The sequence below is a fragment of the Anaerostipes faecis genome, assembly GCF_910574135.1.
GTDB lineage: Bacteria > Bacillota > Clostridia > Lachnospirales > Lachnospiraceae > Anaerostipes > Anaerostipes hominis.
The window spans coordinates 1-24899 of sequence record NZ_CAJSYK010000030.1 but is presented as its reverse complement, the minus strand read 5'-3'; the positions used below and the strand labels follow the sequence as shown (position 1 = coordinate 24899).

Here is a 24899-nt window from a genome sequence, read left to right as displayed (position 1 = left end):
ATGGCTGAAGAAACAAAAAGAAGTTTAACAAAAAAAGAAGTCGTAAAAGCCTTCTGGAGATGGACCTTCTTCTCTCATGCAAACTATAACTATGAGCGCTTGGAGGCAACAGGTCTCGTATTCGCCATGAAGCCGGTTATTAAAAAGCTTTATGGAGACAGACCGGATGAATATAAAGCATGTATCCAAAGACATATGCAGTTCTTTAACACAGAGCCCCATATCGGAGGTGTTATTCCCGGTATTGTTCTGGCTATGGAAGAAGAACGCGCGAACGGCGCACCGATCACTGATGAGGCTATCAACGGTGTAAAGACCGGTCTGATGGGACCTTTTGCAGGTATTGGTGATACATTATGGCAGGGTACACTGACACCGATCCTCTTAGCTTTCGGTATCAGCCTTGGATCTCAGGGAAATCTTCTGGGACCGGTTATCTACACATTGTTAATGTTCGGTATCATGTTCCCGGTAGCTTATATCTGCTGGATGAAGGGATACAGCTTAGGTAAAGAAGGTATTGAAAAGATTCTCGGCGGAAACCAGCTTCAGATGCTGATCACAGGGGCATCGGCTATGGGTGCTATCGTACTGGGTGCTCTGTCCGCACAGTTTGTAACTGTTAAGTGTTCTGCGATCATCAAGCTGGGTGCATTGAAGATGAATGTGCAGGAAACAGTATTTGATCAGTTATTCCAGGGAATCTTACCTCTGGCAGTGACGCTGTTCACCTTATATCTGCTGAAGAACAAGAAGATGAAAGCCACAACCGTTATGTTGATTCTGGTTGTCATCGGAGTTGTATTAGGTGCGGTCGGCTTCTTAGGTGCATAATATATTAAATTGTCAGAAACGTCGTGGAGGAAGAACAATGGGAGAAATGGCAAGAACCCTTGTGTTTACAGGGGAAAAGCAAATTGAGATACAGGAATATCCGATTCCTGAAGTCAGTGATGATATGGTTCTGGTAAAAACAGATGCGTGTGCGATCTGCACATGGGAGCAGAGGGTTTATACCGGAGTAAAAAAAGTAGATTTTCCGTTTATTGGCGGACATGAAATGGTCGGAAAAATTGTCAAGATGGGTAAAAATGTGGACCAGAGACAGTGGAGTGTCGGTGATTTTGTGGCAGTCGGGGTAACGCTGCCATGCAAAAACTGCTATCAGTGTAAGAGCGGAAATGAGCAGAACTGTGAACATTTTGATCACAGCAAACAATTAGAGGGACTTCCGGAGAAAGGTATGGGCGGATTGAGTTCCCATCTCTTAGTACATCCGTCAAACCTGTTTCACCTACATGATATAACACCGGAAGAAGCAACGATCACAGAACCATTATCCTGTGTGCTGCACAGTGTAGAAACTGCTGATATTGAATTTGGTGATACCGTTGTTGTGATCGGATGCGGAATCATGGGACTGCTGCACACGATCCTCGCAACAAAACGGGGAGCCTCTGTCATTGTCTCCGACACGAATGAAGAAAGAACAAAGCTGGGCTTAGAGCTGGGCGCAAATTATGCGGTAAATCCGGCGAAGGAAAACCTGGAAGAATTCGTGAAGGAAATCACAGGCGGAAACATGGCACAGGTTGTCTTTGATACGACACCGATCTCCAAAGTTGCCGAGGACGCAGTGAAGGCTGTCGCTAACAACGGACGTCTGGTACTTTACAGTTCATTCTATCCGGATACTCCGATCTCTATCAGTCCGGATTGGCTTCATAAGAGCGGTGCAAAGCTGATGGGTACAGCAAACTCCAACACCGTAGATTTTACAAAAGCGACGAGACTGCTCTCAGAGGGAGTTGTGGATGTAAAACCATTTGTCAGTGAAGTCTATGATTTGAGTGATTATCAGAAAGCATTTGAATCTGCCATTAAGGGCGATAAATTCAGAGTAGTATTAAAATTCTAAAGACGGGTGACCTTGTTGGTTGCCGCTGTCAGGATGCGGATAAAGCAGAGAGGGAGCCGGTTAAATAATGGCTTGCTCTCTGTTTTTCTGAACAAATGTATATTTAAAAAACCACTTTTATCCAACAGGATTTATGGTGTATACTATAGGTATCTGGGGTAATATTCGTCAAGAACTGAGGTCTCTTATACATACAAAGGAGGGCGTATGAGTGAAGTGAAAAAAAAGCAGCTGCTGTATATGCAGCTGAGAGATTCCATTTTGGCAGACTATAAGGACAAGCCATACTATTCTCCTTTGCCGGGGGAGCGCGAACTGTGCGATATTTATTCTGTCAGCCGGCCTACAGTCAGAAAGGCACTTGAAATCCTTGAGGATGAAGGATGTATCATAAGGCTGACGGGAAAAGGAGCGTTTTTTATCGGCAATAAGGAGTTTGTGGATGCGAATAATGATATGAGGTTCTCAGACATTGCTTTCTACAATCAGGTTAGTCTGAGGGGAGACTATACGAGCAGTAAGGTCCTGCTGCAGAAGATTGAGATTGCAGATAAAGAGGTTGCTGTGATGCTGAGACTTCCCAAAAATGCCAAGGTGTTTCATCTGGAGCGTCTGAGGTATATCAACGGCAAATTGTATTCTCTGGCCAATGCATATATTCCCTATGAGCTTTGTCCTGAGCTTACGGAATATGATTTTTCAGACCGTTCTCTGCACAACACACTTTGTCAGTACGGTCATGTGCCGTTTAAAGCGGACAAAACCATAGAAATTTCAAAAGCATCCGAGTATGATGCCATGCATTTAGATCTGAAACCCGGAGACCCGATTTCAATTTCTTCCACAGTGACGTACGATGAGCAGGGGAATATGCTGGAATATGCGGTAACGAGGGCCGATGCATATAAGACTCTGATACAGATGCAGGTGTATAACCAGGATCATGTTAAAGACAAGGTTATGAGAGAGAAGCGCCAGTAGTACGCCGGCGCTTTTCAATTCAGTTCCATAGATGAAGCCGGTAATGAAGTCATTTTGATGGGAACCGGACTGGGATTTAAGGGGAAAGAAGGAAAGCTGTATGTTTCAGCAATTTTCCACTGCTTTGATCTTGGCGTTCTTGGTCTTGCATTGGAAATGAACATGAAAGCGGATCTGTGTGTCCAAACCTTGGAGAACGCCTTAACTGCATATCCGTCTTTGGAAGGAGCCATTATACACAGCGACCGTGGAACGCAGTATATCAGTGAGGTCTACCGCCAGAATATTCGGAAACACGGTATCCATCAAAGTAAGAATAGTACCGGAGGACGATGTCATGATAATGCACGATGTGAGAGTATGTGGGTACGGTTGAAGACAGAACTCCCCTATGACCGTTACGATGCAAGAGAGATGACAGTAGAAGAATTAAAGGTACTCATCTGGAGATACCTTCTCAGCTACTGGAACAACCGAAGAATCTGCTCCGCCAATGGAGGCCTGTCTCCCATGTTAAAACGCAGACAATATTATGCGGCTTTGGGACGGGCAGCATAGTCAGTGATATCTTTGAGAAAAATGTGTCAACTAATATTGACAATATCAGACTAAGCCCATTCATTTTACTGTTGACTGGCTCAGCTGGTTTTGCCATTTTGCATAAAAATGAACGTGCAGGGACGTGCCACAACCTTGCTTTTGCGGAAGTGGTAAGCTACAATAAAGACAATATTGAACGTGTGGAGCAGAACGAAAGCCGACAGCATGACCGACAAGAAAGCAGGACTAAGCAGAGGGAAGAAGAATTGTTGTGAAAATTAGAGGAAAATAACAGCATAATAAAACAGCCCCCTAATGCCAAAATCGAGGGCACTGAAAAATACAGGTCTTTCAAATTATAATTTTAAGGACATAAGAAATCCACTGGTCTCATGAACCGACCCCCAAAAGTTAGACCAAAAATCTAACGATTGGGAGGTCGGTTTTTAGATGGCAAAATATAGTTTCGAATTTAAGAAGAAAATAGTAAATGAACACTTAGAAGGAAAAGGAGGGTATAAAGAATTAGGTAGAAAATACTCTATTCCCTGGGAAAATGTTCGGAAGTGGATAAAAAATTACGATGCTAATGGCGAGGAAGGACTTACACGCTTCAGAAAACAATCAACTTTTTCTTTCGAATATAAACTTCATATGGTAGAGTTATATTTATCAAGTGAGGTCTCATATCGGGAATTAGCTCTCTCTCAAGGTATAAACAATTCCTCCATGCTTACTAGATGGGTGAACAATTTCAGAATTGCCAGTCCTGATGCTCTGAGACCAAAGAAGAAAGGTCGGAAGAAGTCATTGAAAACAAAGCTACCGAAGGAAACTGCTGAGAAAAATAGCGAAGGAACGCCTGTAGATACCAGTGCAGAACATATAAAACAGCTTGAAGATGAGCTTCTCAAGCTTAGAATCGAGAATGCCTATTTAAAAGAACCGAGGAGGCTGCGTTTAGAAGGGAAAGCTCCTCTGAAAAAACAGCGAGGCGGAATTGCATTTCGACCGTTATTCAGATAATATTTATCAAGAAGTTCATCGTAAATAAAGCTAAAATCAACATATATTTTCATGTATCGACTTAACACCAATCTCTGATGTTGTTCGATCATAAAAACACCGCCTATATTTGATATATACATTATAGCAAACACAGGCGGTATTATCTACTTTTTCAGTGTCCTCCCAAAATCGCAAAGGGGAGAAATGTTAGCTCATATTTACACGCTTTATGCTACTTCATAAAAACGAATGTCGGGTTCGCCTGCCCAAGTTGGCTTGAGTCCTTTAACGACATCATTGCTAAACATATCTGTTTCAAGATATGCCTTTGCGTGTTCCATGCTATCGAAACCATGAATGACCTGAACATCTTCGTTACGGATAAGGAGTTCTTTAGTTAATGCCCCCTCAATGGTATCAAGAAACGGTTGGCGGTAATCAGTGTATACCTTTGCAGCCGCAGCACGATTTTCGGGGTTGATTTTCATTGTGATTTCAAGAGGTGCGGATTTACAGTAGTTGGAAATGCTCTGACGAGAGATAATGATACCGTAAAAGTCATGGAGCGCCTGCTTAGTTTTTCTGAGAGAGTTTGATCATTTCACACATGAACAAGTCGCAAATCCATTTCGCATCCTTTCGGTCGGTCTTATTTCCTTTTTGATGTTTTGTATATTTTGGATGAGCAAGAAACATAGAATTATTTTCCTTTTCTAAAACATTAAATACAGGGATCCAATACTTGCCGGTAGATTCCATACAGACTTCAGAACAGTTATACTTTGCAAGCCAATCACACAGTTTCTTCCATCCTTTGGAAAACTATTGACAGCTACATTACGAGACTTCGTCTGGAGATTAAAGATCAGGATCAGGTAGATGAGAAAAAGATCAAATCTGCTGGAATTGCAGGAATCATCCGTCCGGGTAAAAACAGTATTCAGATTATTGTAGGAACTAAAGTCCGGTTTGTTGCAGATGAATTGATAAAACTTGCTGAAAAATAAATTAAGCGTTATATTGTAAGTGATTAGGGATAACATATGGGGAGACAGCAGTTACTGTTTCCCGCATTATAGAAAGGAAGTACAAGATGAGAGTTATTAAGGGAAAAGATTACAATGACATGAGCAGAAAAGCGGCAAATATTATTTCTGCAGAAATTATCACGAAACCAGACTGTGTTTTGGGATTGGCTACAGGTTCTTCACCGATCGGGATTTATGAAAATTTGGTGCACTGGTATGAGCAGGACGATCTGGATTTCAGCCAGGTAACCTCAGTGAATCTGGATGAGTACAAAGGACTTCCGAAAGAAAATGACCAGAGCTATGACTATTTCATGCATGAATACCTGTTTAATAAGGTGAATATCAAGCCTGAAAACATCAACATTCCGAATGGTATGGAAGAAGATTCCGAAAAAGAGTGTGCAAGATATAATCAGGTGCTTGAGGACTTGGGAGGAGTTGACCTTCAGCTTCTGGGTATCGGACACAACGGCCATATCGGTTTTAATGAGCCGGGGGAAGCATTTGAAAAAGAGACCCACTGTGTAGAGCTGACAGAAAGTACGATTAATGCTAATAAAAGATTCTTTGAGAAAGAAGAAGATGTGCCGAGACAGGCGTATACTATGGGAATCAAATCCATCATGAAAGCAAAGAAAATTCTTCTTATTATCAGCGGCAAGGAAAAAGCAAATATTGTGAAAGAAGCGTTCTTCGGACCGGTCACACCGAAAGTTCCGGCATCTATCTTACAGCTCCACAATGATGTGATCCTGGTAGCAGATGCGGATGCATTGTCAGAGGTTGAGGATTTATTATGATTATAAAGAATGCAGATGTGTTTTGTGAAGATGGGGTTTTCAGGACAAAAGATATTTGTACGGACGGCGAGCGGATCAGCAGTTTTTCAGACAGTGACGAGATTCTGGATGCACAGGACTGCTATGCGGTTCCCGGGCTGATCGATATTCATTTCCATGGCTGTGTGGGATATGATTTTTGTGACGGGACAGAAAAAGCCATAAGAGAAATTGCTTCTTATGAGGCAGAGAATGGAGTGCTTGCCATATGTCCTGCAACGATGACTCTGCCGGAGGAAACACTGATGACCATCGCGGAGGCTACGGCAGCCTACCAAGGGGACAGCGGAGCGGACCTCGTGGGCATCAATATGGAAGGGCCGTTTATCAATGAGGCCAAAAAAGGCGCACAGAATCCGGCTTATATTCATAAACCGGATGTAGAAATGTATGAGAGACTCCAAAAGGCATCCAACGGTCTGTTTAAGCTGGTGGACATCGCACCGGAAACTGAGGGCGCTATGGAATTTATCCGCCAGGTTAAGGATGAGGCGGTGATTTCGATCGCACATACGGCTGCAGATTATGACACTGCGGTCAAAGCGATTGAAAATGGAGTCAGCCATGTGACTCATCTTTACAACGCCATGCCGGGGTACAGCCACAGGGCACCCGGAGTGATTGGAGCAGCATGTGATCACGGACTGGATGTTGAGCTGATCTGTGACGGTATCCACATCCATCCGAGCGCCGTGAGAACAACTTTTAAGATGTTCGGGGATGATAAGATTATCCTGATCAGTGACAGTATGATGGCCACCGGAATGGAAGACGGAACTTACCAGCTGGGAGGACAGGATGTGAAGGTGGTCGGCAACCTTGCCACACTTGCCGAAGGAGGCGCAATTGCAGGCTCTGCCACGAATCTTATGGACTGTCTGAGAACTGCCGTCAAGGCTATGGGAATCCCGCTTAACAGCGCAGTGAAATGTGCTACTGAGAATCCGGCCAAATCCATTGGTATTTATGACAGCTACGGAAGTATTTCAGAGGGGAAATATGCGAATGTTGTCCTTCTGGATAAAGATCTGGATATAAAAGCAATCATTAAAAAAGGGAAGATCCTGAAGCAAAACTAAGATTATCAGTCAAGTACCGGAGGTATGCAGAAATGCGGCTCCGGTACTTTTTTTGTTTTCAGGACAGCTTTTGTGCGTTCTTTCTCGAGTTTGGAGGAAAATTATATTTAGTATATAAATTGTTTGTATACAAATAATTTTGGTGAAAACTCTTTTTTTCTTTATTATATTTGTGTATAATAGCCCAGGAGGAGAATACAATAGTGATGAATAAGAGATGGATGGCAATCATTCTTATGGCAGTATTTGTTTGGAATATGGCAGGGACAGATGCAGGAAAGCGGACGGTCCGTGCGGCGGCCCGGCAGACAGTATGGCAGAAAAAGTTCAGCCAGTACCGGTATGATGAGACAGTGAATCAGCTGATTTTTGTAAAATACCAGAAGAGATCAAAAGCAGCTGTCTATATGTATCAAAAAATTGATCATAAATGGAAACGCATTTTAAAATGTAAAGGCTATGTAGGAAAAAAGGGAATCAACAAGAAGAAGGAAGGGGATATGAAGACACCTTCCGGCACTTTTGGATTCACAGGGGCTTTTGGGATCAAAAAAAATCCGGGAGCAAAGATGAATTACACCAGAGTCAATAAGTACCTCTACTGGTGCGGGGACAAAAAATATTACAACCGCCTGATAGACGTGAAAAAAAAGAAACACCGCTGCCGTGGAGAGCATCTGATCGACTATAAACCACATTATTATTATGGAATGTTTCTCAATTATAATCCAAAACATAAATATAAAAAGGGATCTGCAATATTTCTTCACTGTAAAGGAAAGCAACCCTACACGGCAGGATGTATTGCAGTAAGCCGGAAAAGCATGAAGAAGATTATAAAAAATGCGGAAGCAGGAGCCAGGATCTGCATTTATCGAAAATAATACTGAAAGTTACCAGGAGGAAAGAAAAATGGAATATGAAGGAATGGTATACAGACCGCCGAGTGAGGCATACAGTCTGATCATACAAGCGACCATCGGATGTAGCCAGAATGACTGTATCTTCTGCAATATGTACAAAGAAAAAAGGTTCAGGATGAGGCCGATTCAGGATGTTCTGGCCGACTTCAGAGAGGCAAGAGAGTGCTACAATTCGATCGGAAAGATTTTTCTGGCAGACGGAGATGCTCTGATCTGTAAAAACGAGTATCTGAACGAGATTCTTAAATATATTCGTGAAGAAATTCCGGAATGCCGGCAGGTCACCTGCTATGCTTCTCCTAAGAGTGTCATGATCAAAACAAAAGAGGAACTCCGGGAACTGAGAGAAAACGGTCTGGATATGGTATACATGGGGCTGGAATCGGGAAATGCCCAGGTGCTTAAGTTCATGAAAAAGGGAGCCACGCCGGATGAGATGATACAGTCTGCGTCCAAGATAAAACAGGCGGGTATCCGGCTGTCAGTGACGGCTATTTCGGGGCTCGGGGGAAGAAAGCTCTGGATGGAGCATGCGGTTGATACAGGGAAAGTTTTTTCTGCAATGAAACCGGATTATATAGGACTCCTGACATTGATGATAGAACCCGGACTTCCGCTGGAAGAAAAGATCAGAAGCGGAGAGTTTGAACTGATCACTCCTTATGATAATCTGAAAGAGACAAAATTGATGCTGGAACATATGGACTGTCCGGGATGTATCTTCCGGTCCAACCATGCATCCAATTATGTCAACTTGAGAGGAACTTTGAATGAGGACAGAGATAAAATGATCGCAAAACTTGAAAAGGCGATACAGGGCAATCTGCATTTGAAAGAAGAATGGATGAGAGGATTTTAAATTTTTAAGTGATAGAAAAAGAAGGAGAATGGGTAAATAAATACATTTTCCTTCTTTTTTCTATTACAGTTTTATAAATTCCGGTGTCTGGTTCTGAAAGACGGTATAGAACCGGAAGCCGAGAGAAGTGAGGAGTTCCCGGAGCTTTGGAAAGTCGTATGCCATATGTTCGGGACAGTGTCCGTCAGAGCCGATCGTAAGAATTTCTCCTCCCAGTTCCAAATAGCGTTTGAGAATATCCGGATGGGGATTCGGATATCCGAGCCCGTACTTATATCCGCCGGTATTGACCTCTATCCCTTTTCCGTCTTCTATGATGGTTTTTAAAATTTCTTCGATCAAATCGGCGTAATCCTGATAGACAAACTGATAATTTTTATCGGGACAATAGCGCACGGCATAGTCCAGATGGCCATATACGCAGTAGTCATGATAGACTTTGACATTCTGGAGTATCACTTCTAAATATCTTAAAAGACCTTTCTTTCCAGGATATGTTTCAAAATATATGGGTTCATATGGATCCATTTGGTCAACAATATGAGTAGAACCGATGATGAAATCAAAATCATCAGAGTGGGCAAAGTCCCGGCATTTGTCATAGGTTGTCGGCATCAGTCCTACTTCGGCGCCAAATAAAATCTGTATCCGGTCATTGTATTTGTCTTTTAATGATAATAATTCAGATTTAAATGAGGGGAGATCCACCAGAAAATCTAAATTTTCTTTATTTTCAGGATAATCAAAATCCTGATGTTCCGTAAAACAGATTTTGTTGAGAGAGAGCTCTATGGCCCTCAATATCATAGATTCCATTGAAGCCTGGGAGTCAGATGAGTGACTGGTATGTAAATGAAAGTCTGAGTGAATCATGGCGTCTCCTTTATATTTTAAAAAATGATAGGTTTTAATCTTATTATATATAATTATTAAAAAAAATACATGAAAATCAGATAAGTTACAAAAGTTTTACTTTAAATAAACAATTACCTTATGTTAAACTAAAGATGTTTAATACAGGAGGAAAAAAAATGAATACATTAGATCATCTGGGAAACCTGTTTGCCTTTGCCGGCGGATTAGGTATGTTTCTCTATGGAATGAATGTGATGGCGGACGGACTGCAGAAGACTGCCGGTAATAAGATGCGGCAGCTGCTGGGATATCTGACCAACAACCGCTTTTTAGGAGTTTTAGTGGGAGCTTTGGTCACAGCCATCATCCAGAGCAGTTCGGCAACTACCGTTATGGTCGTAGGTTTTGTGAATGCAGGCATCATGAATCTTACCCAGGCAGCAGGCGTTATTATGGGTGCGAACGTCGGAACTACGATCACCGCATGGCTTGTGTCGGCAAATGAATGGGCAGGGGCACTGAAACCTGAATTTTTTGCACCGCTGATCTTAGCCATCGGAGCATTTATTGTAACTTTTTCAAATAAACAAAAGTTAAATCAGAAGGCAGAGATCGCCGTAGGTTTCGGTGTTCTTTTTATCGGACTCTCTTTTATGTCCAGTTCCATCGGAGTATATCAGAGCAGCCCTATTTTCGCAAAGGCTTTTGAAGTTCTCGGGGGGAATCCTATTTTGGGAATTCTTGTAGGAGCTGTCGTTACAGCGATCATTCAGAGTTCTTCTGCATCCGTCGGTATTCTTCAGACACTTGCCATGAAGGGCATTGTAAACTGGCGTTCCGCCGTTTTCATTACGCTGGGGCAGAACATCGGTACATGTATCACGGCTCTTTTATCCAGTGCGGGTGCAAACAAAACCGCAAAAAGGGCGGCGGTAATTCACTTATCTTTTAACATCATCGGAGCTGCTATTTATGGAATTATCATGACCATTTTCTTCGGAGTGTTTGACCATCTGGCCATGCAGCATATTTCGAGTACGGAGATCTCTATTTTCCATTCTATCTTCAATGTATCAGTCACTGTACTGCTGTTCCCGTTTGCCAATGTATTGGTGAAACTGTCAGGACTGATTATCCACGAAGAACCGGAAGATGAGGAAGACGAGGAAGTAGAAGAGATGGTGCTGCGTCACCTGGATCCGCGTATCCTGGAGACTCCTTCTTTTGCAGTGGAAAACGCAGTCAAAGAAGTAGTGCGCATGGGTGATATCGTTCTGAAAAATATGAAGCGTGTTACGAAGGAAGCCATGAATCCGCAGCCGAGTGAAAAACAGCTGGACAAGGTATTCAGGGATGAAAAGGTCATCAACCATTTAGAAACTATGATCACCGGGTATCTTGTAAAGATCAGCAATCTGGCACTGACGGAGAAACAGAGCAAAATTGTCACGGATTTATTCTACACAATTTCGGATATCGAGAGGGCAGGAGATCATGTCGAAAATATTGCTGAATTCATGCAGATAAAGCATGACGATAAAATTGCATTTTCTGATCTTGCAAAGGACGAATTGCACAAAATGACGGCTCAGGTCATTAAAACGTTTGATTATGCCATCAGGGCTATTGAGAAAGACGATGTGGAAATTGCAAAACAGGCAATTCAGGGAGAAGAAGAAGTCGACAGAATGGAGAAAAAGTACCGGAAACAGCATATTGAACGGCTGGAACGGGAGTCATGCATACCTGAAGCCGGAGTGATCTATATTGATATGATGACAAGTCTGGAGCGTATTTCGGACTATGCCGACAATATTGCCAATTATATCATCGATGAGAATGAAAAATAAAGCTTTTGGTAATCTTGTACAAAGATATGATTTTGTATACATGAGAGAAATGCTAAAATAGACTTGATATTTTTGGACATATTGTTTAAAATAAAAAGGAAGTTTGTCAATAGATTGACAATTGACAGACAACATTAAATTATTCATTCAAGACTTAGGAGGAATTGAGATGGCAGTAAAAGTAGCGATTAATGGATTTGGACGTATCGGACGTCTTGCATTCAGACAGATGTTCGGAGCTGAAGGTTATGAAGTTGTAGCAATCAACGATTTAACAAATCCTAAGATGTTAGCACACTTATTAAAGTATGATTCTGCACAGGGAAGATATGCATTAGCTGACAAAGTAGAAGCAAAAGAATCTTCAATCGTAGTAGACGGAAAAGAAATCGAAATCTATGCAGAAGCAGACGCAACAAAACTTCCTTGGGGAGAATTAGACGTAGACGTTGTATTAGAATGTACAGGATTCTACACATCTAAAGACAAAGCATCTGCACACATTCAGGCAGGAGCTAAAAAAGTTGTTATTTCTGCGCCAGCTGGAAACGATCTTCCAACTATCGTATACAATGTAAACCATGAAACATTGACAAAAGAAGACACAGTCATCTCAGCAGCATCTTGTACAACAAACTGCTTAGCACCTATGGCTGATGCTCTTAACAAGTACGCACCGGTTCAGTCTGGTATCATGTTGACAGTACATGCTTACACAGGAGATCAGATGACTCTTGACGGACCACAGAGAAAAGGTGATTTAAGAAGAGCACGTGCAGCAGCAGTCAATATCGTTCCTAACTCCACAGGAGCTGCAAAAGCTATCGGATTAGTTATTCCTGAATTAAACGGAAAATTAATCGGATCTGCTCAGCGTGTACCGGTTCCGACAGGTTCTACAACAATCTTAACAGCAGTTGTTAAGGGAGAGAACGTAACTGTTGATGGAATCAACGCAGCTATGAAAGCAGCAGCTACAGAATCTTTCGGATATACAGAAGAAGAATTAGTATCTTCTGACATCATCGGAATCAAATACGGTTCTTTATTTGATGCAACTCAGACAATGGTTACTGAAATTGGTGACGGATTATACGAAGTTCAGGTTGTATCTTGGTATGACAACGAAAACTCTTACACAAGCCAGATGGTAAGAACAATCAAATACTTTGCAGAATTAGCATAATCATCAGCGCTGTGGATGCGGACAGGCATCAATATTCAGTGTAGTATTCTGCAATACCATACCCACAGGGCACACTGTATTTTATGCCCTTCGGGCAGCGTGCTTTGCACGATAAGGTATAAAGACTCAAATGGGTCCGGTCTTTTTGGACCGGACCCGTTTTTTTATTTTGTTTGTTAAAGAAGGCAATCCGGCAGGATAGGCATTCGATTTAATCCTATAAGAAATCCCAGGAGGAAAGAACATGTTAAACAAAAAATCAGTAGATGATATCAACGTAAAAGGAAAGAAAGTCTTAGTGCGCTGTGATTTTAATGTACCGCTTCAGGATGGAAAAATCACAGATGAGAACCGCCTGGTTGCGGCACTTCCTACATTAAAGAAGCTAATCGCAGACGGCGGGAAACTGATCCTTTGCTCTCACTTAGGAAAACCGAAAGGAGAGCCGAAACCGGAATTATCTCTTGCACCGGTGGCGGCACGTTTGAGTGAGTTATTAGGTCAGGAAGTGAAGTTTGCAGCAGACGACAACGTTGTAGGACCGAATGCGAAGGCGGCGGCAGACGCAATGCAGGACGGAGATGTCATTTTACTTCAGAATACACGTTACAGAGCAGAAGAGACAAAGAACGGAGAAGAATTCAGCAAGGAACTTGCAAGCCTCTGTGATGTATTTGTAAATGATGCTTTTGGAACTGCTCACAGAGCTCACTGCTCTAACGTGGGAGTTACACAGTTCGTAGACACTGCAGTTGTAGGATACTTAATGCAGAAAGAGATTGATTTCTTAGGAAATGCAGTCAACAATCCGGAACGCCCTATGGTAGCCATCTTAGGAGGAGCAAAGGTTTCCTCTAAGATTTCTGTCATCAACAACCTGCTGGACAAAGTCGATACATTGATCATCGGCGGGGGTATGGCTTATACTTTCATGAAAGCACTGGGAGAAGAGGTTGGAGATTCCTTACTGGAAGCTGACTACTTAGACTATGCAAAGGAAATGATGGACAAAGCAAAGGAAAAAGGCGTGAACCTGCTGATCCCTGTTGATACAGTAGTTGCCGATGACTTCTCCAATGACGCCAACATCAAGACCGTAGAGAGAGGCGGAATTGAAGCAGGATGGCAGGGTCTTGACATCGGACCGAAGACAAGAGAATTATTTGCGGATGCCTTAAAAGATGCAAAGACAGTTGTATGGAACGGACCTATGGGATGTTTCGAGATGCCGAACTTTGCGGCAGGAACTATAGCAGTTGCAGAGGCACTGGCAGAGATTGATGCTACAACGATCATTGGTGGAGGAGATTCCGCAGCAGCTGTAAACCAGCTTGGTTTCGGTGATAAGATGACACATATTTCCACAGGAGGCGGAGCATCTCTGGAATTCCTGGAAGGCAAAGAATTACCGGGTGTTGCAGCTGCAAATGATAAATAAGCTTTTTAACTATCAAGGAAAGTAATCGGAGGGTATACCATTATGCGTAAAACAATCGTAGCAGGAAACTGGAAAATGAACAAAACACCTAGCGAGACCGTAGCTTTAGTAAATGAATTAAAGCCATTGGTAGCGACTGAAACATCTGATGTAGTATTCTGCGTACCGGCAATCTGTATTCCGGCAGCGATCGAAGCTGCAAAAGGAAGCAACATCAACATCGGTGCTGAGAACATGTACTATGAAGAGAGCGGTGCCTACACAGGTGAGATCGCTCCAAATATGCTGACTGACTTAGGTGTAAAATATGTCATCATCGGACATTCTGAGAGAAGAGAATATTTCGCTGAGACAGATGAGACAGTTAATAAAAAAGTTTTAAAAGCTTTTGAACATGGAATCACTCCGATCGTTTGCTGCGGAGAGACTCTTGCTCAGAGAGAACAGGGTGTGACCATTGACTTTGTACGCCAGCAGATCAAGATTGCATTTCAGGGTGTGACTGCAGATCAGGCAAAGACTGCTGTTATCGCTTACGAGCCAATCTGGGCGATTGGTACAGGAAAAGTTGCAACGACAGAGCAGGCTCAGGAAGTTTGTAAAGCGATCCGTGAGTGTATCGCAGAAGTCTATGATCAGGCAACCGCTGATGCCATCCGCATCCAGTATGGCGGTTCTGTATCTGCTGCAAGTGCACCGGAATTATTCGCACAGGAAGACATCGACGGAGGATTAGTCGGTGGAGCTTCTTTAAAACCAGACTTTGGTAAGATCGTAAACTACAAGTAGAGAGATAAAGCTGCTGCAGAAATTATTTGCAGCAGCTTTTTACTTAAAATCGGTTTAAAGGAAATGAGAGTAAGGATATGAAAAAGAGATATATAATAATGGCATTTTTTATGATTGCAGGCTTATTTAATTGTCCTTCAGTTTATGTCAAGAAAGTCGAAGCAAAGGGAAAGACTTATACAATCAGTCCAAATAAAATTCCTAAGTCCGTTAAGAAATCTTCTGCCTACAATAAAAACACTAAGAACTCACTTCAAATGCAATATTATCTAAAAAAACTGCAAAAAGGAGGTGGCAGACTGGTTCTGAAAAAGGGGACATATAAGATCTGTTCGACTCTTTTTGTACCTTCTAATACAACAATTGAACTTAAAGAAGGTGCAGTATTAAAGAAAATAAACAAAGGTAAAAGCAACTACAAGCCTACAAAAAATATGTTTTTGCTTTGTTCTTACAAAAACAGAAATAAAACAAATGTATATAAAAAGTATAACGGACCCAAAAATATTAAATTTATAGGCCACGGAAGTAAGTCAATTATCGATTTATCTTATATAAAGGGGGCACATGGAGTATCTGGTTCTCATAATCAGAATGTAACTTTTCAGAATATAACCTTCAAGGGACAGAATGGAGGGCATTATATTGAGATCGCCGGAGTGAAAAATGTAACAATAAAAGATAACAGATTTCTTTCTGCCAAATCCAGTACAAGGAGTTCAGCATATAATAAAGAAGCAATTAATATCGATACACCAGATAAAGCGACCGGTGGATTTACACTCAGGTGGAGCAGAAAAGACCAGACTCCGAATGTAAATGTCATGATCAATAATAATGTATTTGACGGAGTGAACCGCGCAATTGGAACGCATAAATACTCACAAAAGAAAGACAAAAAAGGGAAATACTCAAAGTCTTCAGTAAATGTTTATCATCAGAGGATTCAGATTAGAAATAATCAGTTTAAAAACATTTATGATAATGCTGTCTTTATGATGAATTGGGAAAATACGACGATTGATTCGAATCAGTTTTCAAAAATTGGTTTGAAAAATAAAAGAAATACTAATACGGCAAAACATGGTGTGGCAGGAGGCGGCATCAGAAAGCTGACACTCACAAATAATCGTTTTATACAAGTGAGAAGCAGCGTCGTATATTTGAGGAGAACTGCGAATAACGGTTCAGGAAGTAAATATTATCCTCTTCTTGTTTATGTAACAGGCGCTGAGCTGCAGAAAATGGGGAGCAATTCTGCCTTGAACTGCAGCAGAGATCCTGTTTATCCGTCTTATGACATTCTAATGTTTAAAGGGGACGGTAATCGTTCCAGAGACAATGCTTACGGAATGGATTTAAAGAGTGGAAAAATAATAGCCGGAATAAAATAGTCTACAGTCAGACTCAATCTGTTATTGAATTTATAAACAATAATCGTTATAATATTAACGGATTATAAATTGACAGCCAATGAAGATAAAGGAGATAATAATGAGCAAGAAACCTACCGTTTTAATGATTTTAGATGGTTACGGATTGAATGATAAGAAAGAAGGCAACGCGATCGCAGCGGCCAATACTCCAGTCATGGACGAACTGATGAAAACATGCCCGTTTGTTCCGGGAAATGCATCCGGTATGGCAGTAGGCCTTCCGGAAGGGCAGATGGGAAATTCTGAAGTAGGACACTTGAATATGGGTGCCGGAAGAATCGTATACCAGGAACTTACAAGGATCACGAAAGAGATCCAGGATGGAGACTTCTTTGAGAACGAAGCGCTGCTTCAGGCAGTAGAAAACTGCAAGAAGAATGGAAGTGCACTCCATGCAATGGGATTAGTATCTGATGGCGGGGTACATAGCCACAATACACATCTGTATGGATTATTAGAACTCGCAAAGAGAAATAATATCGAAAAGGTCTATGTACATGCATTCTTAGACGGACGTGATACGGCACCTACTTCCGGAAAAGGATTCGTAGAAGAACTGGAAGCAAAGATGAAAGAGATCGGTGTAGGCAAGGTAGCCACTGTTTCCGGACGTTACTATGCAATGGACCGTGACAATCGCTGGGACCGTGTGGAGAAAGCATACAAAGCCCTTGTCATGGGAGAAGGAGTAATGAAAGATTCTGCCGTGGATGCAATTGCGGATTCCTACAAAGAGGAAGTAAATGATGAGTTCGTTCTGCCGACTGTTATCACGGAAAATGGAGAGCCGACTGCTGTGATCAAAGAAAATGATTCTGTCATCTTCTTCAACTTCCGTCCGGACAGGGCAAGAGAAATCACCAGGGCGATCTGTGATGATAAGTTTGACAGCTTTGAGCGTCCAAACGGTTACTTTAAGACAACTTATGTATGCTTTACAGAATACGATGCTACAGTTCCGAATAAGCTGGTGGCATTCCATAAAGTAGAGATTAAAAATACATTCGGAGAATTCCTGGCAGAACAGGGATTGAAACAGCTTCGTCTGGCCGAGACAGAGAAGTATGCACACGTTACCTTCTTTTTCAACGGAGGCGTAGAGGTTCCAAATGAAGGAGAGGAGAGAATCCTTGTGAAATCACCGTCTGTGGCAACTTATGACCTGCAGCCGGAGATGAGCGCCATGGAAGTGGGCAGCAAACTTGTAGAGGCTATTGAGTCCGATCAGTATGATGTGATCATCGTTAACTTTGCGAACCCGGATATGGTTGGACACACCGGCATTTGTGATGCGGCAGTAAAAGCTATTGAGACAGTGGACGGATGTGTGGGCAGAGCGGTGGAAGCCATCAAAAAAGCAGACGGACAGATGTTTATCTGTGCTGACCACGGCAATGCAGAGCAGCTGGTGGATTATGTGACAGGAGCTCCGTTTACAGCCCATACGATCAACCAGGTACCGTTTATCTTAGTAAATTATAAGGACCGTGTGAAATTAAGAGAGGGCGGATGTCTGGCAGATATCGCGCCGACTCTGATCGAAATGATGGGACTTGAACAGCCGGAAGACATGACCGGAAAGTCTTTGTTAGTAAAATAAATATCGATATGACAGAAAGCAGTGTGTGTTTAAAGCACACTGCTTTCTTTTTGTATTTCAATGTATGGATTTTCATCTATCTGGATAAAATACTACTAATTACTTGTAAAGGATGTGAATGTGTTGAAATATGGCTTGTCAATAGAAGATGTTATAGGAAGAGAAGTTTTGGACTCCAGGGGAAACCCTACGGTAGAAGTGGAGGTATTGCTGTCCAATGGACATTTTGGAACCGCACTGGTGCCGTCCGGAGCCTCCACGGGCAAATTTGAGGCGATAGAGCTTCGTGACCGCGAGAAACGCTACGGAGGGCTGGGAGTAGAAACAGCAGTAAACCATGTGAATCACCGGATCGCAGACCGGCTGGTGGGAAAAAATGCACTGAACCAGATTGAAATCGATCAGATTATGATTGAAGCGGATGGGACAGAAAACAAAGAAAAGTTTGGGGCGAATGCCATCCTCGGAGCATCACTAGCCACTGCCAGGGCTGCCGCAAACGGATTGGGCCTTCCGCTGTATCAGTATTTAGGGGGAAGTTTCGCGTGTAAGCTGCCGGTGCCGATGATGAACATTTTAAACGGAGGAAAACATGCAGATAACACAGTGGATTTTCAGGAATTTATGATCGCTCCGGTTGGAGCCGAAACGTTCAAAGAAGCACTGATGATGGGGACAGAGATCTACCATAAGTTAAAGAGTATTCTGAAAGAAAACCATCTGAGCACCGGGGTTGGAGATGAGGGAGGATTTGCACCGAACCTGGAAAGCTCGGAGGCAGCATTGGACCTGCTGGTAAAAGCGATTGAAAATGCGGGCTATAAGGCAGGTGAACAGATCATGATTGCCATGGACTGTGCTGCGTCAGAAATTTATAATGAAGACGAGGATGTCTATTATTTCCCGGGTGAGAGCCAGATGACCGGAAAAGAGATACGGAGAAATTCTGAAGAAATGGTTCAATATTATGAGCAGCTCACCGATCATTACCCGATTTTTTCCATTGAAGACGGATTAAACGAGGAGGATGCGCCCGGGTGGAAAGTACTCACATATCGTCTGGGAGAAAAAATACTCCTGGTAGGCGACGACTTATTTGTTACAAATAAGAAACGTCTGACAGACGGTATCGAGAATGATATGGCAAACAGTATCCTGATCAAGCCGAATCAGATCGGGACACTGACAGAAACCCTGGATGCCATAGAGACTGCAAAAAGGGCAGGATATAAAACAATCATATCCCACCGGTCCGGAGAAACAGAGGATACAACGATCGCGGATATTGCGGTGGCGACAAACAGCGGACTGATTAAAACAGGAGCGCCCTGCCGTTCTGACCGGACAGCAAAATATAACCGGTTGCTGAGAATTGAAGAAGAATTGGGTGCCTGTAAGCGATATGGATTGTATTTATAGAACGATAATAGTATAAAGAAAGAAAAAATATTTCATTGTGGGAGGGGCGGAAGATGAGAAATTATAAAAAAGTTTTATCGTGGATCATGGCAGTCTGCCTGCTTCTCACTTGGAATATTTCTGTATATGGAGAACAGACCTCAGAGAAAACAGGACAGCGGAGCAACGTTGTCCTGTTTGTACAGTTTCCGGAGGATGAAACAGATGATTTTTTTAACACCCACCAGGAGAGACTAACTTATGACAAAGGCTCCGAGCCTCTGACAGGCTTTGCGGCATATGAGCGGATTTTAAATGACAGAGGAGAACGTAACCGTTCCTCACTATCCATTTACATAGATGCAGTTTCAGAAGGAAAATTGAAAATTAAAAATGTGTTTCCTCAGTATAACGATGCCAAAATTGTTCCCATCACAATGGAACACAGCGTGGATTATTATGACAGCTATGCAGGAGAAGCCAGATTGTAAGACGAGGCGGTCAGTAAATCAGGGAAATATAAAAAAGTGAAGGAGACATCCCGAGAAGAAAAAAATCAATCCAGAAAAGAAGTATCGGTTCCGTCTGAAAGGTTTTCGTAAAATCATAGGAAAGCGTATCTATACACAGATCCCTGTCAAGGAAAAGTAAGATTTGAACGTATCCTTGCATTTTATGGTAAGGTGTGCTAGAATAATCAGCAGTGAGCAGAAACATTAGGAGGAAGAAGCAATGAAGACGGCATTAACTATATTATTTTTAATATCGTGCGTTGTTCTAATCATATTAGTATTGATGCAAGAAGGAAAGGAAGCTGGATTGGGATCACTGACAGGATCCACAACCTCCGGCACATATTGGAGTAAAAACAAAGGCCGTTCCAGGGAAGGGAACATTATTAAAGCGACAACCCTGTTTACAGTCATCTTTTTTGTGACAGCAGCGCTCCTTTGTTCCAGATTTCTTTAGAATGGAAACACTTCTTTAAGCAGATAATGTTTAAGAAGTGTTTTTTTATTCCACAGGAAAGTTCTGCGAACCTTCCTGTAGAATGAAAAATGCTCCGGATAGTACAGCATTGTTGCAGAAAGTAAGGGAAAGATAATGGAAAAGGAATTGTTTGATAAAAGGAAAAAAAGAATCAGAGATCTGATTTATGATAAACACTATCAGCCTATGAAACAAAAAGAGATCGGCTATTTATTACAGGTAGAGCCGGAAGACAGAAAAGAGTTCGTCCAGATTCTTCATGAACTCGTTGATGAGGGAGTCGTGGAAGTCTCTAAGAGAGGAAAATACAGCCCGGTGTCAAAGAAGACACTGACCGGGACGTTTGTATGCACCCAGAAAGGATTTGGATTTGTTTCGGTGGAAGGAGAAGAAGACGATTTTTATATCAATGAAAATGATATGAACGGAGCTTTCCATGAGGATACTGTGCAGATCGAAGTGACTGAGGAACGGGCCAGGAACGGCAGGCGGAAAGAAGCCAGAATTGTAAAGGTTCTGGAACGGGGAATGACGGAAATAGTCGGTACATTTGAAAAATGTAAAAGCTATGGATTTGTCGTTCCGGACAACTTGAGATTTGACAGTGACATTTTCATTCCGAAAGAGGAATGCGGAAATCTTACCGATGGATTTAAGGTCCTGGTAAAGATTGTTGACTACGGAGATTTAGGAAAGAGTCCGGAAGGCAGGATACTGGAGGTTTTAGGCCACAGGGATGATCCCAGAGTGGACATTTTATCGATCGTAAAGGCATACAATATTCCCACGGAGTTCGGGGAAGAAGTCAAAAAAGAAGTGGGAGCAGTGCCTTCGGTCATAGAAAAATCTTCGCTGGAAGGGCGGCTGGATCTGAGAGACTGGCAGACGGTGACCATAGACGGAGAGGATGCCAAGGACCTTGATGATGCGATCACGCTGACCAAAACATCAGGCGGCTATCAGCTGGGAGTCCATATCGCAGATGTCTCCGATTATGTGAAGGAAAACTCTGCACTGGATAAGGAAGCGCTGAAAAGAGGTACCAGTGTCTATCTGGTGGACCGGGTCATACCGATGCTGCCTCATCAGCTTTCCAACGGTATTTGTTCTCTGAATGCAGGTACAGACCGACTGGCATTGAGCTGTATCATGGATCTTGACAAGGAAGGAATTTTAAAGGGACACCGCATTGCCGAAACCGTCATCCATGTGGATGAACGCATGACATACACAAGTGTGGCACTGATTCTGGACGGCGATGAAAAAGAGCGGAAGAGATATGAAAAACTTGTTCCGATGTTCGAGCAGATGAAAGAGCTTTCTGATATTCTGCGGGAGGTGAGACATGAACGGGGAAGTGTGGACTTTGATTTTCCTGAATCGAAGATTGTGCTGAACGAATACGGAAAGGCAGTCGACGTGATTCCATCCCAAAGGAATAAGGCAACTAAGATCATCGAGGATTTCATGCTTCTTGCAAATGAAACGGTTGCAGAGAATTTTTACTGGCAGGAAATACCGTTTGTGTACCGTACCCATGACAATCCGGACGGGGAAAAAGTCAAGAAACTCAGGACGTTTCTCGAGAATTTTGGAATCGTACTGAAGCTTAAAAAAGATGAAATCCATCCGAAAGAGATACAGAAACTTTTGACAAAGGTGGAAGGCACTCCGGAGGAGGCTCTGATCAGCAGGCTCACCCTGAGATCTATGAAACAGGCCAGGTATACAACCGAGAGTTCAGGACATTTCGGATTATCTACAAGCTATTACTGTCACTTTACCTCACCGATCCGAAGGTATCCGGACCTGCAGATTCACAGGATCATCAAAGAAACTCTTCGGGGAAAACTCGATGCCAAAAGAATCCAGCATTATGAGTCTATTCTTGCGAAAGTCTCAGAGCAGTCGTCCAAGATGGAGCGGCGTGCAGATGAAGTGGAGCGGGAAGTAGAAAAACTGAAAAAGGCAGAGTATATGGAACGACATATCGGACAGCAGTACAAAGGCGTGATTTCAGGAGTGACTGGCTGGGGGATCTATGTGGAACTTCCGAATACGATTGAAGGAATGGTCCATGTGTCCAAGCTGCCCGGGGATTATTACAATTATGATGAGTCGTCCTATTCTATGACAGGAGAGAGGACAGGGCGTAAGTGGAAGCTGGGACAACCGGTAGAGATCGTTGTGACCGGAGTCGATAAGATTTTGAAGAATATTGATTTTGAGATTATTGAGGAGGATGAACATGGCGAAGACGGGCGGAACAAAGCTGATTGCGAATAATAAAAAGGCACGTCATGATTATTTTGTTGAGGAGACGGTTGAGGCAGGCATCGTATTGTTTGGTACAGAAGTAAAATCTATGAGGCAGGGACACTGCAGTATTAAGGAAGCCTTTATAAGTATTGAAAATGGAGAAGTTTTTGTGAAACAGATGCATATCAGCCCTTATGAGAAGGGAAATATCTTCAACAAGGACCCTCTCAGAGAGAGGAAGCTTTTAATGCACAGTTCCGAGATTACCAGGATGATGTCGGAAGTAAACAGAAAAGGTTATACATTGATCCCTCTGCGGGTTTATTTCAAAGGCAGTCTGGTAAAAGTTGAAATTGGACTGTGCCGCGGTAAGAAATTGTATGATAAACGGCAGGATATTGCCAAGAAAGATCAGCAGAGAGAAGCGATGAGAGACTTTAAGGTCAGAAAACTGGGTTAGGACAATGGAACGGCGCTTTCTTCCGAGCATACTATAATTACAAAAAGACAGGAGGACAGTATGCACAGAAGGAAGGGTATTGACGTAAGCTATGCCGACGGGCGGATTGACTGGAGAAGAGTCAGAGAAGACAGGATAGAATTTGCAATGGTCAGGGCCGGATTCGGCGATGGAAATATAGATCAGGAGTTTGAACGGAATGCAAGAGAATGCAATCGTGAGAGAATCCCACTCGGAATCTACTGGTTCAGTTATGCATATACAAGAGAGATGGCCAGAAGAGAGGCAAAACAATGTGTCGAGATCATCAGAAGGTATCGGGTTGAATATCCCGTGGCTTTTGATTTTGAAGAAGATTCCATTGATTATGCGAGAGAACAGGGTGTCACGATCACAAAAGATCTTGCAACAGACTTTACAAGAGAGTTCTGCGATGAGATTCGAAGAGCCGGATACAAACCCATGTTTTACACAAATCTTTCTGATTTAGAGGATTATTTTGATATCCGCCGCCTCAGGGAATATGAACTTTGGCTGGCGAAATATCAGCATATTCTCGGAGTAGACGATGTTGACATGTGGCAGTATTCCGATTCCGGAAGAGTCAGAGGCATCCGGGGCGAAGTGGACATGAATTACAGCTTTAAAGACTATGAGAAGAGAAATCCAACGGATAGGCACAGGCTCTGTCCGGAGACAAGACGAGAGGAAGAATAAAAGCTCCCCATTCTGTATGTGCCGGAGACAGGTTTATACAGAATGGGTTTTTGTTCTCTTTTGATGAGTTGTCTGGCATCATTTTACCACAATCATTCAGAACCGTGATATAATATCACTGCTTGTTTTGATCTACACAGTGGTTTAACATACAATCCATTTCTTTTTATTGACTTTTTCACAAAAAAAGGGTTATACTATATAAGGAAATATTCGGGCTAGTACTGGTTTCGACAGGGATTCTGAAGCTCGGGAAGCCATTCGGAGAGACCACGTTACGGTGTAAACTTAAATTAAACGCAGATAATAAATTAGCGTACGCTGCAGCCTAAGGGCAGCAGTAGTCTGTGACAGGTCATCTACAGCCTGTCATTAGGCTTCAAATAATGTAGAACCCTCGTCTGTTTAAGCTTTGCGGCAGATGAAGTATTTATGAAGCTACTGAAGTACTGATCCTGTCTCTGGGAGCAGTATGGAGGGAATGTCAATACAGAGACTGTAATGGGAGATGCCTGAGGGGATGGGTTTTTGGACGCGGGTTCGATTCCCGCCTAGTCCATCGCAAGGAGTGCGTATTTACGTGCTCTTTTTAAGTATGACGGGCATGTCCGTGTTCTGTGGTGCAAGTCCACATAGGCGTAGCTACCGACGAACTTGTAAGCGACTCCCAAGGTTTGCATCGTGAGGTGTGGGCGAGAAGAAGGGATAGCGAAATCGTAGCCCTACGGACAGAAACCCGATAT

General features: G+C 42.7%; 23 protein-coding genes, 1 other RNA gene and 3 pseudogenes. 23 read left to right on the top strand and 4 right to left on the bottom strand.

Going from position 1 to position 24899, the window contains the following annotated elements; genetic code table 11:
• From QGT46_RS14970 to QGT46_RS14950, 5 genes are all read left to right on the top strand, one after another.
• A complete protein-coding gene (locus QGT46_RS14970) occupies positions 1-834 on the top strand; it encodes a PTS system mannose/fructose/sorbose family transporter subunit IID (RefSeq protein WP_022261095.1) in 834 nt (277 codons plus the stop codon).
• A gap of 37 nt (positions 835-871) precedes the next feature.
• Entirely contained in the window at positions 872-1918 is a 1047-nt protein-coding gene (locus QGT46_RS14965; RefSeq protein ID WP_024727942.1) for a zinc-dependent alcohol dehydrogenase, read from the top strand.
• Between the two features lie 207 nt (positions 1919-2125).
• Entirely contained in the window at positions 2126-2899 is a 774-nt protein-coding gene (locus tag QGT46_RS14960; protein WP_009291144.1) for a GntR family transcriptional regulator, read from the top strand.
• Between the two features lie 27 nt (positions 2900-2926).
• A complete protein-coding gene (locus QGT46_RS14955; RefSeq protein ID WP_270431648.1) occupies positions 2927-3457 on the top strand; it encodes a DDE-type integrase/transposase/recombinase in 531 nt (176 codons plus the stop codon).
• 432 nt (positions 3458-3889) lie between these two features.
• Positions 3890-4465, top strand: a complete 576-nt coding sequence (locus QGT46_RS14950) for a helix-turn-helix domain-containing protein (RefSeq protein ID WP_148460104.1) — start codon at positions 3890-3892, stop codon at positions 4463-4465.
• Here QGT46_RS14950 and QGT46_RS17565 read toward each other — a convergent pair.
• From QGT46_RS17565 to QGT46_RS17410, 3 genes and pseudogenes are all read right to left on the bottom strand, one after another.
• A pseudogene (locus QGT46_RS17565) lies at positions 4417-4557 on the bottom strand (IS5/IS1182 family transposase); the annotation flags it as partial. The gene QGT46_RS14950 and the pseudogene QGT46_RS17565 sit on opposite strands and share 49 nt — an antisense overlap.
• A gap of 117 nt (positions 4558-4674) precedes the next feature.
• Positions 4675-4935 (bottom strand): hypothetical protein, encoded by a 261-nt coding sequence (locus QGT46_RS14945; RefSeq protein ID WP_148460105.1) that lies wholly within the window; start codon positions 4933-4935, stop codon positions 4675-4677.
• 97 nt (positions 4936-5032) lie between these two features.
• Positions 5033-5269 (bottom strand): annotated as a pseudogene (locus QGT46_RS17410) (IS110 family transposase); the annotation flags it as partial.
• Here QGT46_RS17410 and QGT46_RS14935 point away from each other — a divergent pair.
• The 5 genes and pseudogenes from QGT46_RS14935 to QGT46_RS14915 all read left to right on the top strand — a co-directional run.
• A pseudogene (locus QGT46_RS14935) lies at positions 5269-5454 on the top strand (PTS glucose transporter subunit IIBC); the annotation flags it as partial. The pseudogenes QGT46_RS17410 and QGT46_RS14935 sit on opposite strands and share 1 nt — an antisense overlap.
• An 86-nt stretch (positions 5455-5540) precedes the next feature.
• A complete protein-coding gene (nagB, locus tag QGT46_RS14930) occupies positions 5541-6278 on the top strand; it encodes a glucosamine-6-phosphate deaminase (RefSeq protein WP_148460106.1) in 738 nt (245 codons plus the stop codon).
• Positions 6275-7396 carry an N-acetylglucosamine-6-phosphate deacetylase gene (gene nagA / locus QGT46_RS14925; protein ID WP_148460107.1) on the top strand — a complete coding sequence of 374 codons (1122 nt, stop codon included), beginning with the start codon at positions 6275-6277 and terminating at the stop codon, positions 7394-7396. Before nagB ends, nagA begins: the two co-directional genes overlap by 4 nt.
• 206 nt (positions 7397-7602) lie before the next feature.
• Positions 7603-8280 carry a L,D-transpeptidase family protein gene (locus QGT46_RS14920; RefSeq protein WP_270431631.1) on the top strand — a complete coding sequence of 226 codons (678 nt, stop codon included), beginning with the start codon at positions 7603-7605 and terminating at the stop codon, positions 8278-8280.
• Between the two features lie 28 nt (positions 8281-8308).
• Complete coding sequence (locus tag QGT46_RS14915) at positions 8309-9178, top strand: radical SAM protein (protein ID WP_024727932.1); 870 nt, start codon at positions 8309-8311, stop codon at positions 9176-9178.
• Positions 9179-9241: 63 nt separating this feature from the next.
• Here QGT46_RS14915 and QGT46_RS14910 read toward each other — a convergent pair whose 3' ends face one another.
• Positions 9242-10051 (bottom strand): histidinol-phosphatase HisJ family protein, encoded by an 810-nt coding sequence (locus tag QGT46_RS14910; RefSeq protein WP_024727931.1) that lies wholly within the window; start codon positions 10049-10051, stop codon positions 9242-9244.
• 158 nt (positions 10052-10209) lie between these two features.
• Between QGT46_RS14910 and QGT46_RS14905 the strand changes: the two genes are divergently transcribed.
• The 13 genes from QGT46_RS14905 (at position 10210) to ssrA (ending at position 24718) form a co-directional block, all read left to right on the top strand.
• Positions 10210-11883, top strand: coding sequence for a Na/Pi cotransporter family protein (locus QGT46_RS14905; RefSeq protein ID WP_024727930.1), 1674 nt, complete (start codon positions 10210-10212; stop codon positions 11881-11883).
• A 169-nt stretch (positions 11884-12052) separates the two neighbouring features.
• On the top strand, positions 12053-13069 hold the full coding sequence (gene gap / locus QGT46_RS14900) for a type I glyceraldehyde-3-phosphate dehydrogenase (protein ID WP_148460109.1): 1017 nt from the start codon (positions 12053-12055) through the stop codon (positions 13067-13069).
• 244 nt (positions 13070-13313) lie between these two features.
• On the top strand, positions 13314-14507 hold the full coding sequence (locus QGT46_RS14895) for a phosphoglycerate kinase (RefSeq protein WP_024727928.1): 1194 nt from the start codon (positions 13314-13316) through the stop codon (positions 14505-14507).
• A gap of 39 nt (positions 14508-14546) precedes the next feature.
• Positions 14547-15296: a triose-phosphate isomerase gene (gene tpiA, locus QGT46_RS14890; RefSeq protein WP_024727927.1), complete on the top strand. Its 750-nt coding sequence runs from the start codon at positions 14547-14549 to the stop codon at positions 15294-15296.
• Between the two features lie 77 nt (positions 15297-15373).
• Positions 15374-16690 carry a hypothetical protein gene (locus tag QGT46_RS14885; protein ID WP_148460110.1) on the top strand — a complete coding sequence of 439 codons (1317 nt, stop codon included), beginning with the start codon at positions 15374-15376 and terminating at the stop codon, positions 16688-16690.
• A gap of 100 nt (positions 16691-16790) precedes the next feature.
• Positions 16791-18332: a 2,3-bisphosphoglycerate-independent phosphoglycerate mutase gene (gpmI, locus tag QGT46_RS14880; RefSeq protein WP_024727925.1), complete on the top strand. Its 1542-nt coding sequence runs from the start codon at positions 16791-16793 to the stop codon at positions 18330-18332.
• Positions 18333-18455: 123 nt separating this feature from the next.
• The gene (gene eno / locus QGT46_RS14875) at positions 18456-19751 is read left to right on the top strand and encodes a phosphopyruvate hydratase (protein ID WP_024727924.1); all 1296 of its coding nucleotides are present in this window, start codon (positions 18456-18458) and stop codon (positions 19749-19751) included.
• A 53-nt stretch (positions 19752-19804) separates the two neighbouring features.
• Positions 19805-20221, top strand: coding sequence for a hypothetical protein (locus QGT46_RS14870; RefSeq protein WP_148460111.1), 417 nt, complete (start codon positions 19805-19807; stop codon positions 20219-20221).
• Between the two features lie 241 nt (positions 20222-20462).
• Complete coding sequence (secG, locus tag QGT46_RS14865) at positions 20463-20699, top strand: preprotein translocase subunit SecG (protein ID WP_006565422.1); 237 nt, start codon at positions 20463-20465, stop codon at positions 20697-20699.
• Positions 20700-20834: 135 nt separating this feature from the next.
• Positions 20835-23006 (top strand): ribonuclease R, encoded by a 2172-nt coding sequence (rnr, locus tag QGT46_RS14860; RefSeq protein WP_148460112.1) that lies wholly within the window; start codon positions 20835-20837, stop codon positions 23004-23006.
• Positions 22969-23439: an SsrA-binding protein SmpB gene (gene smpB, locus QGT46_RS14855; protein WP_148460113.1), complete on the top strand. Its 471-nt coding sequence runs from the start codon at positions 22969-22971 to the stop codon at positions 23437-23439. Before rnr ends, smpB begins: the two co-directional genes overlap by 38 nt.
• A gap of 60 nt (positions 23440-23499) precedes the next feature.
• On the top strand, positions 23500-24156 hold the full coding sequence (locus QGT46_RS14850; RefSeq protein WP_148460114.1) for a glycoside hydrolase family 25 protein: 657 nt from the start codon (positions 23500-23502) through the stop codon (positions 24154-24156).
• A 215-nt stretch (positions 24157-24371) separates the two neighbouring features.
• Positions 24372-24718, top strand: a transfer-messenger RNA (tmRNA) gene (gene ssrA, locus QGT46_RS14845).
• Positions 24719-24899 lie beyond the last annotated feature (181 nt).

Bases quoted from the DNA above. Each gene is read 5' to 3' on its own strand.
- QGT46_RS14970 (WP_022261095.1), top strand. From the start codon at position 1: ATGGCTGAAGAAACAAAAAGAAGTTTAACAAAAAAAGAAGTCGTAAAA.
- QGT46_RS14965 (WP_024727942.1), top strand. From the start codon at position 872: ATGGGAGAAATGGCAAGAACCCTTGTGTTTACAGGGGAAAAGCAAATT.
- QGT46_RS14960 (WP_009291144.1), top strand. From the start codon at position 2,126: ATGAGTGAAGTGAAAAAAAAGCAGCTGCTGTATATGCAGCTGAGAGAT.
- QGT46_RS14950 (WP_148460104.1), top strand. From the start codon at position 3,890: ATGGCAAAATATAGTTTCGAATTTAAGAAGAAAATAGTAAATGAACAC.
- QGT46_RS14945 (WP_148460105.1), bottom strand. From the start codon at position 4,935: ATGAAAATCAACCCCGAAAATCGTGCTGCGGCTGCAAAGGTATACACT.
- nagB (WP_148460106.1), top strand. From the start codon at position 5,541: ATGAGAGTTATTAAGGGAAAAGATTACAATGACATGAGCAGAAAAGCG.
- nagA (WP_148460107.1), top strand. From the start codon at position 6,275: ATGATTATAAAGAATGCAGATGTGTTTTGTGAAGATGGGGTTTTCAGG.
- QGT46_RS14920 (WP_270431631.1), top strand. From the start codon at position 7,603: ATGAATAAGAGATGGATGGCAATCATTCTTATGGCAGTATTTGTTTGG.
- QGT46_RS14915 (WP_024727932.1), top strand. From the start codon at position 8,309: ATGGAATATGAAGGAATGGTATACAGACCGCCGAGTGAGGCATACAGT.
- QGT46_RS14910 (WP_024727931.1), bottom strand. From the start codon at position 10,051: ATGATTCACTCAGACTTTCATTTACATACCAGTCACTCATCTGACTCC.
- QGT46_RS14905 (WP_024727930.1), top strand. From the start codon at position 10,210: ATGAATACATTAGATCATCTGGGAAACCTGTTTGCCTTTGCCGGCGGA.
- gap (WP_148460109.1), top strand. From the start codon at position 12,053: ATGGCAGTAAAAGTAGCGATTAATGGATTTGGACGTATCGGACGTCTT.
- QGT46_RS14895 (WP_024727928.1), top strand. From the start codon at position 13,314: ATGTTAAACAAAAAATCAGTAGATGATATCAACGTAAAAGGAAAGAAA.
- QGT46_RS14885 (WP_148460110.1), top strand. From the start codon at position 15,374: ATGAAAAAGAGATATATAATAATGGCATTTTTTATGATTGCAGGCTTA.
- gpmI (WP_024727925.1), top strand. From the start codon at position 16,791: ATGAGCAAGAAACCTACCGTTTTAATGATTTTAGATGGTTACGGATTG.
- QGT46_RS14870 (WP_148460111.1), top strand. From the start codon at position 19,805: ATGAGAAATTATAAAAAAGTTTTATCGTGGATCATGGCAGTCTGCCTG.
- secG (WP_006565422.1), top strand. From the start codon at position 20,463: ATGAAGACGGCATTAACTATATTATTTTTAATATCGTGCGTTGTTCTA.
- rnr (WP_148460112.1), top strand. From the start codon at position 20,835: ATGGAAAAGGAATTGTTTGATAAAAGGAAAAAAAGAATCAGAGATCTG.
- smpB (WP_148460113.1), top strand. From the start codon at position 22,969: ATGGCGAAGACGGGCGGAACAAAGCTGATTGCGAATAATAAAAAGGCA.
- QGT46_RS14850 (WP_148460114.1), top strand. From the start codon at position 23,500: ATGCACAGAAGGAAGGGTATTGACGTAAGCTATGCCGACGGGCGGATT.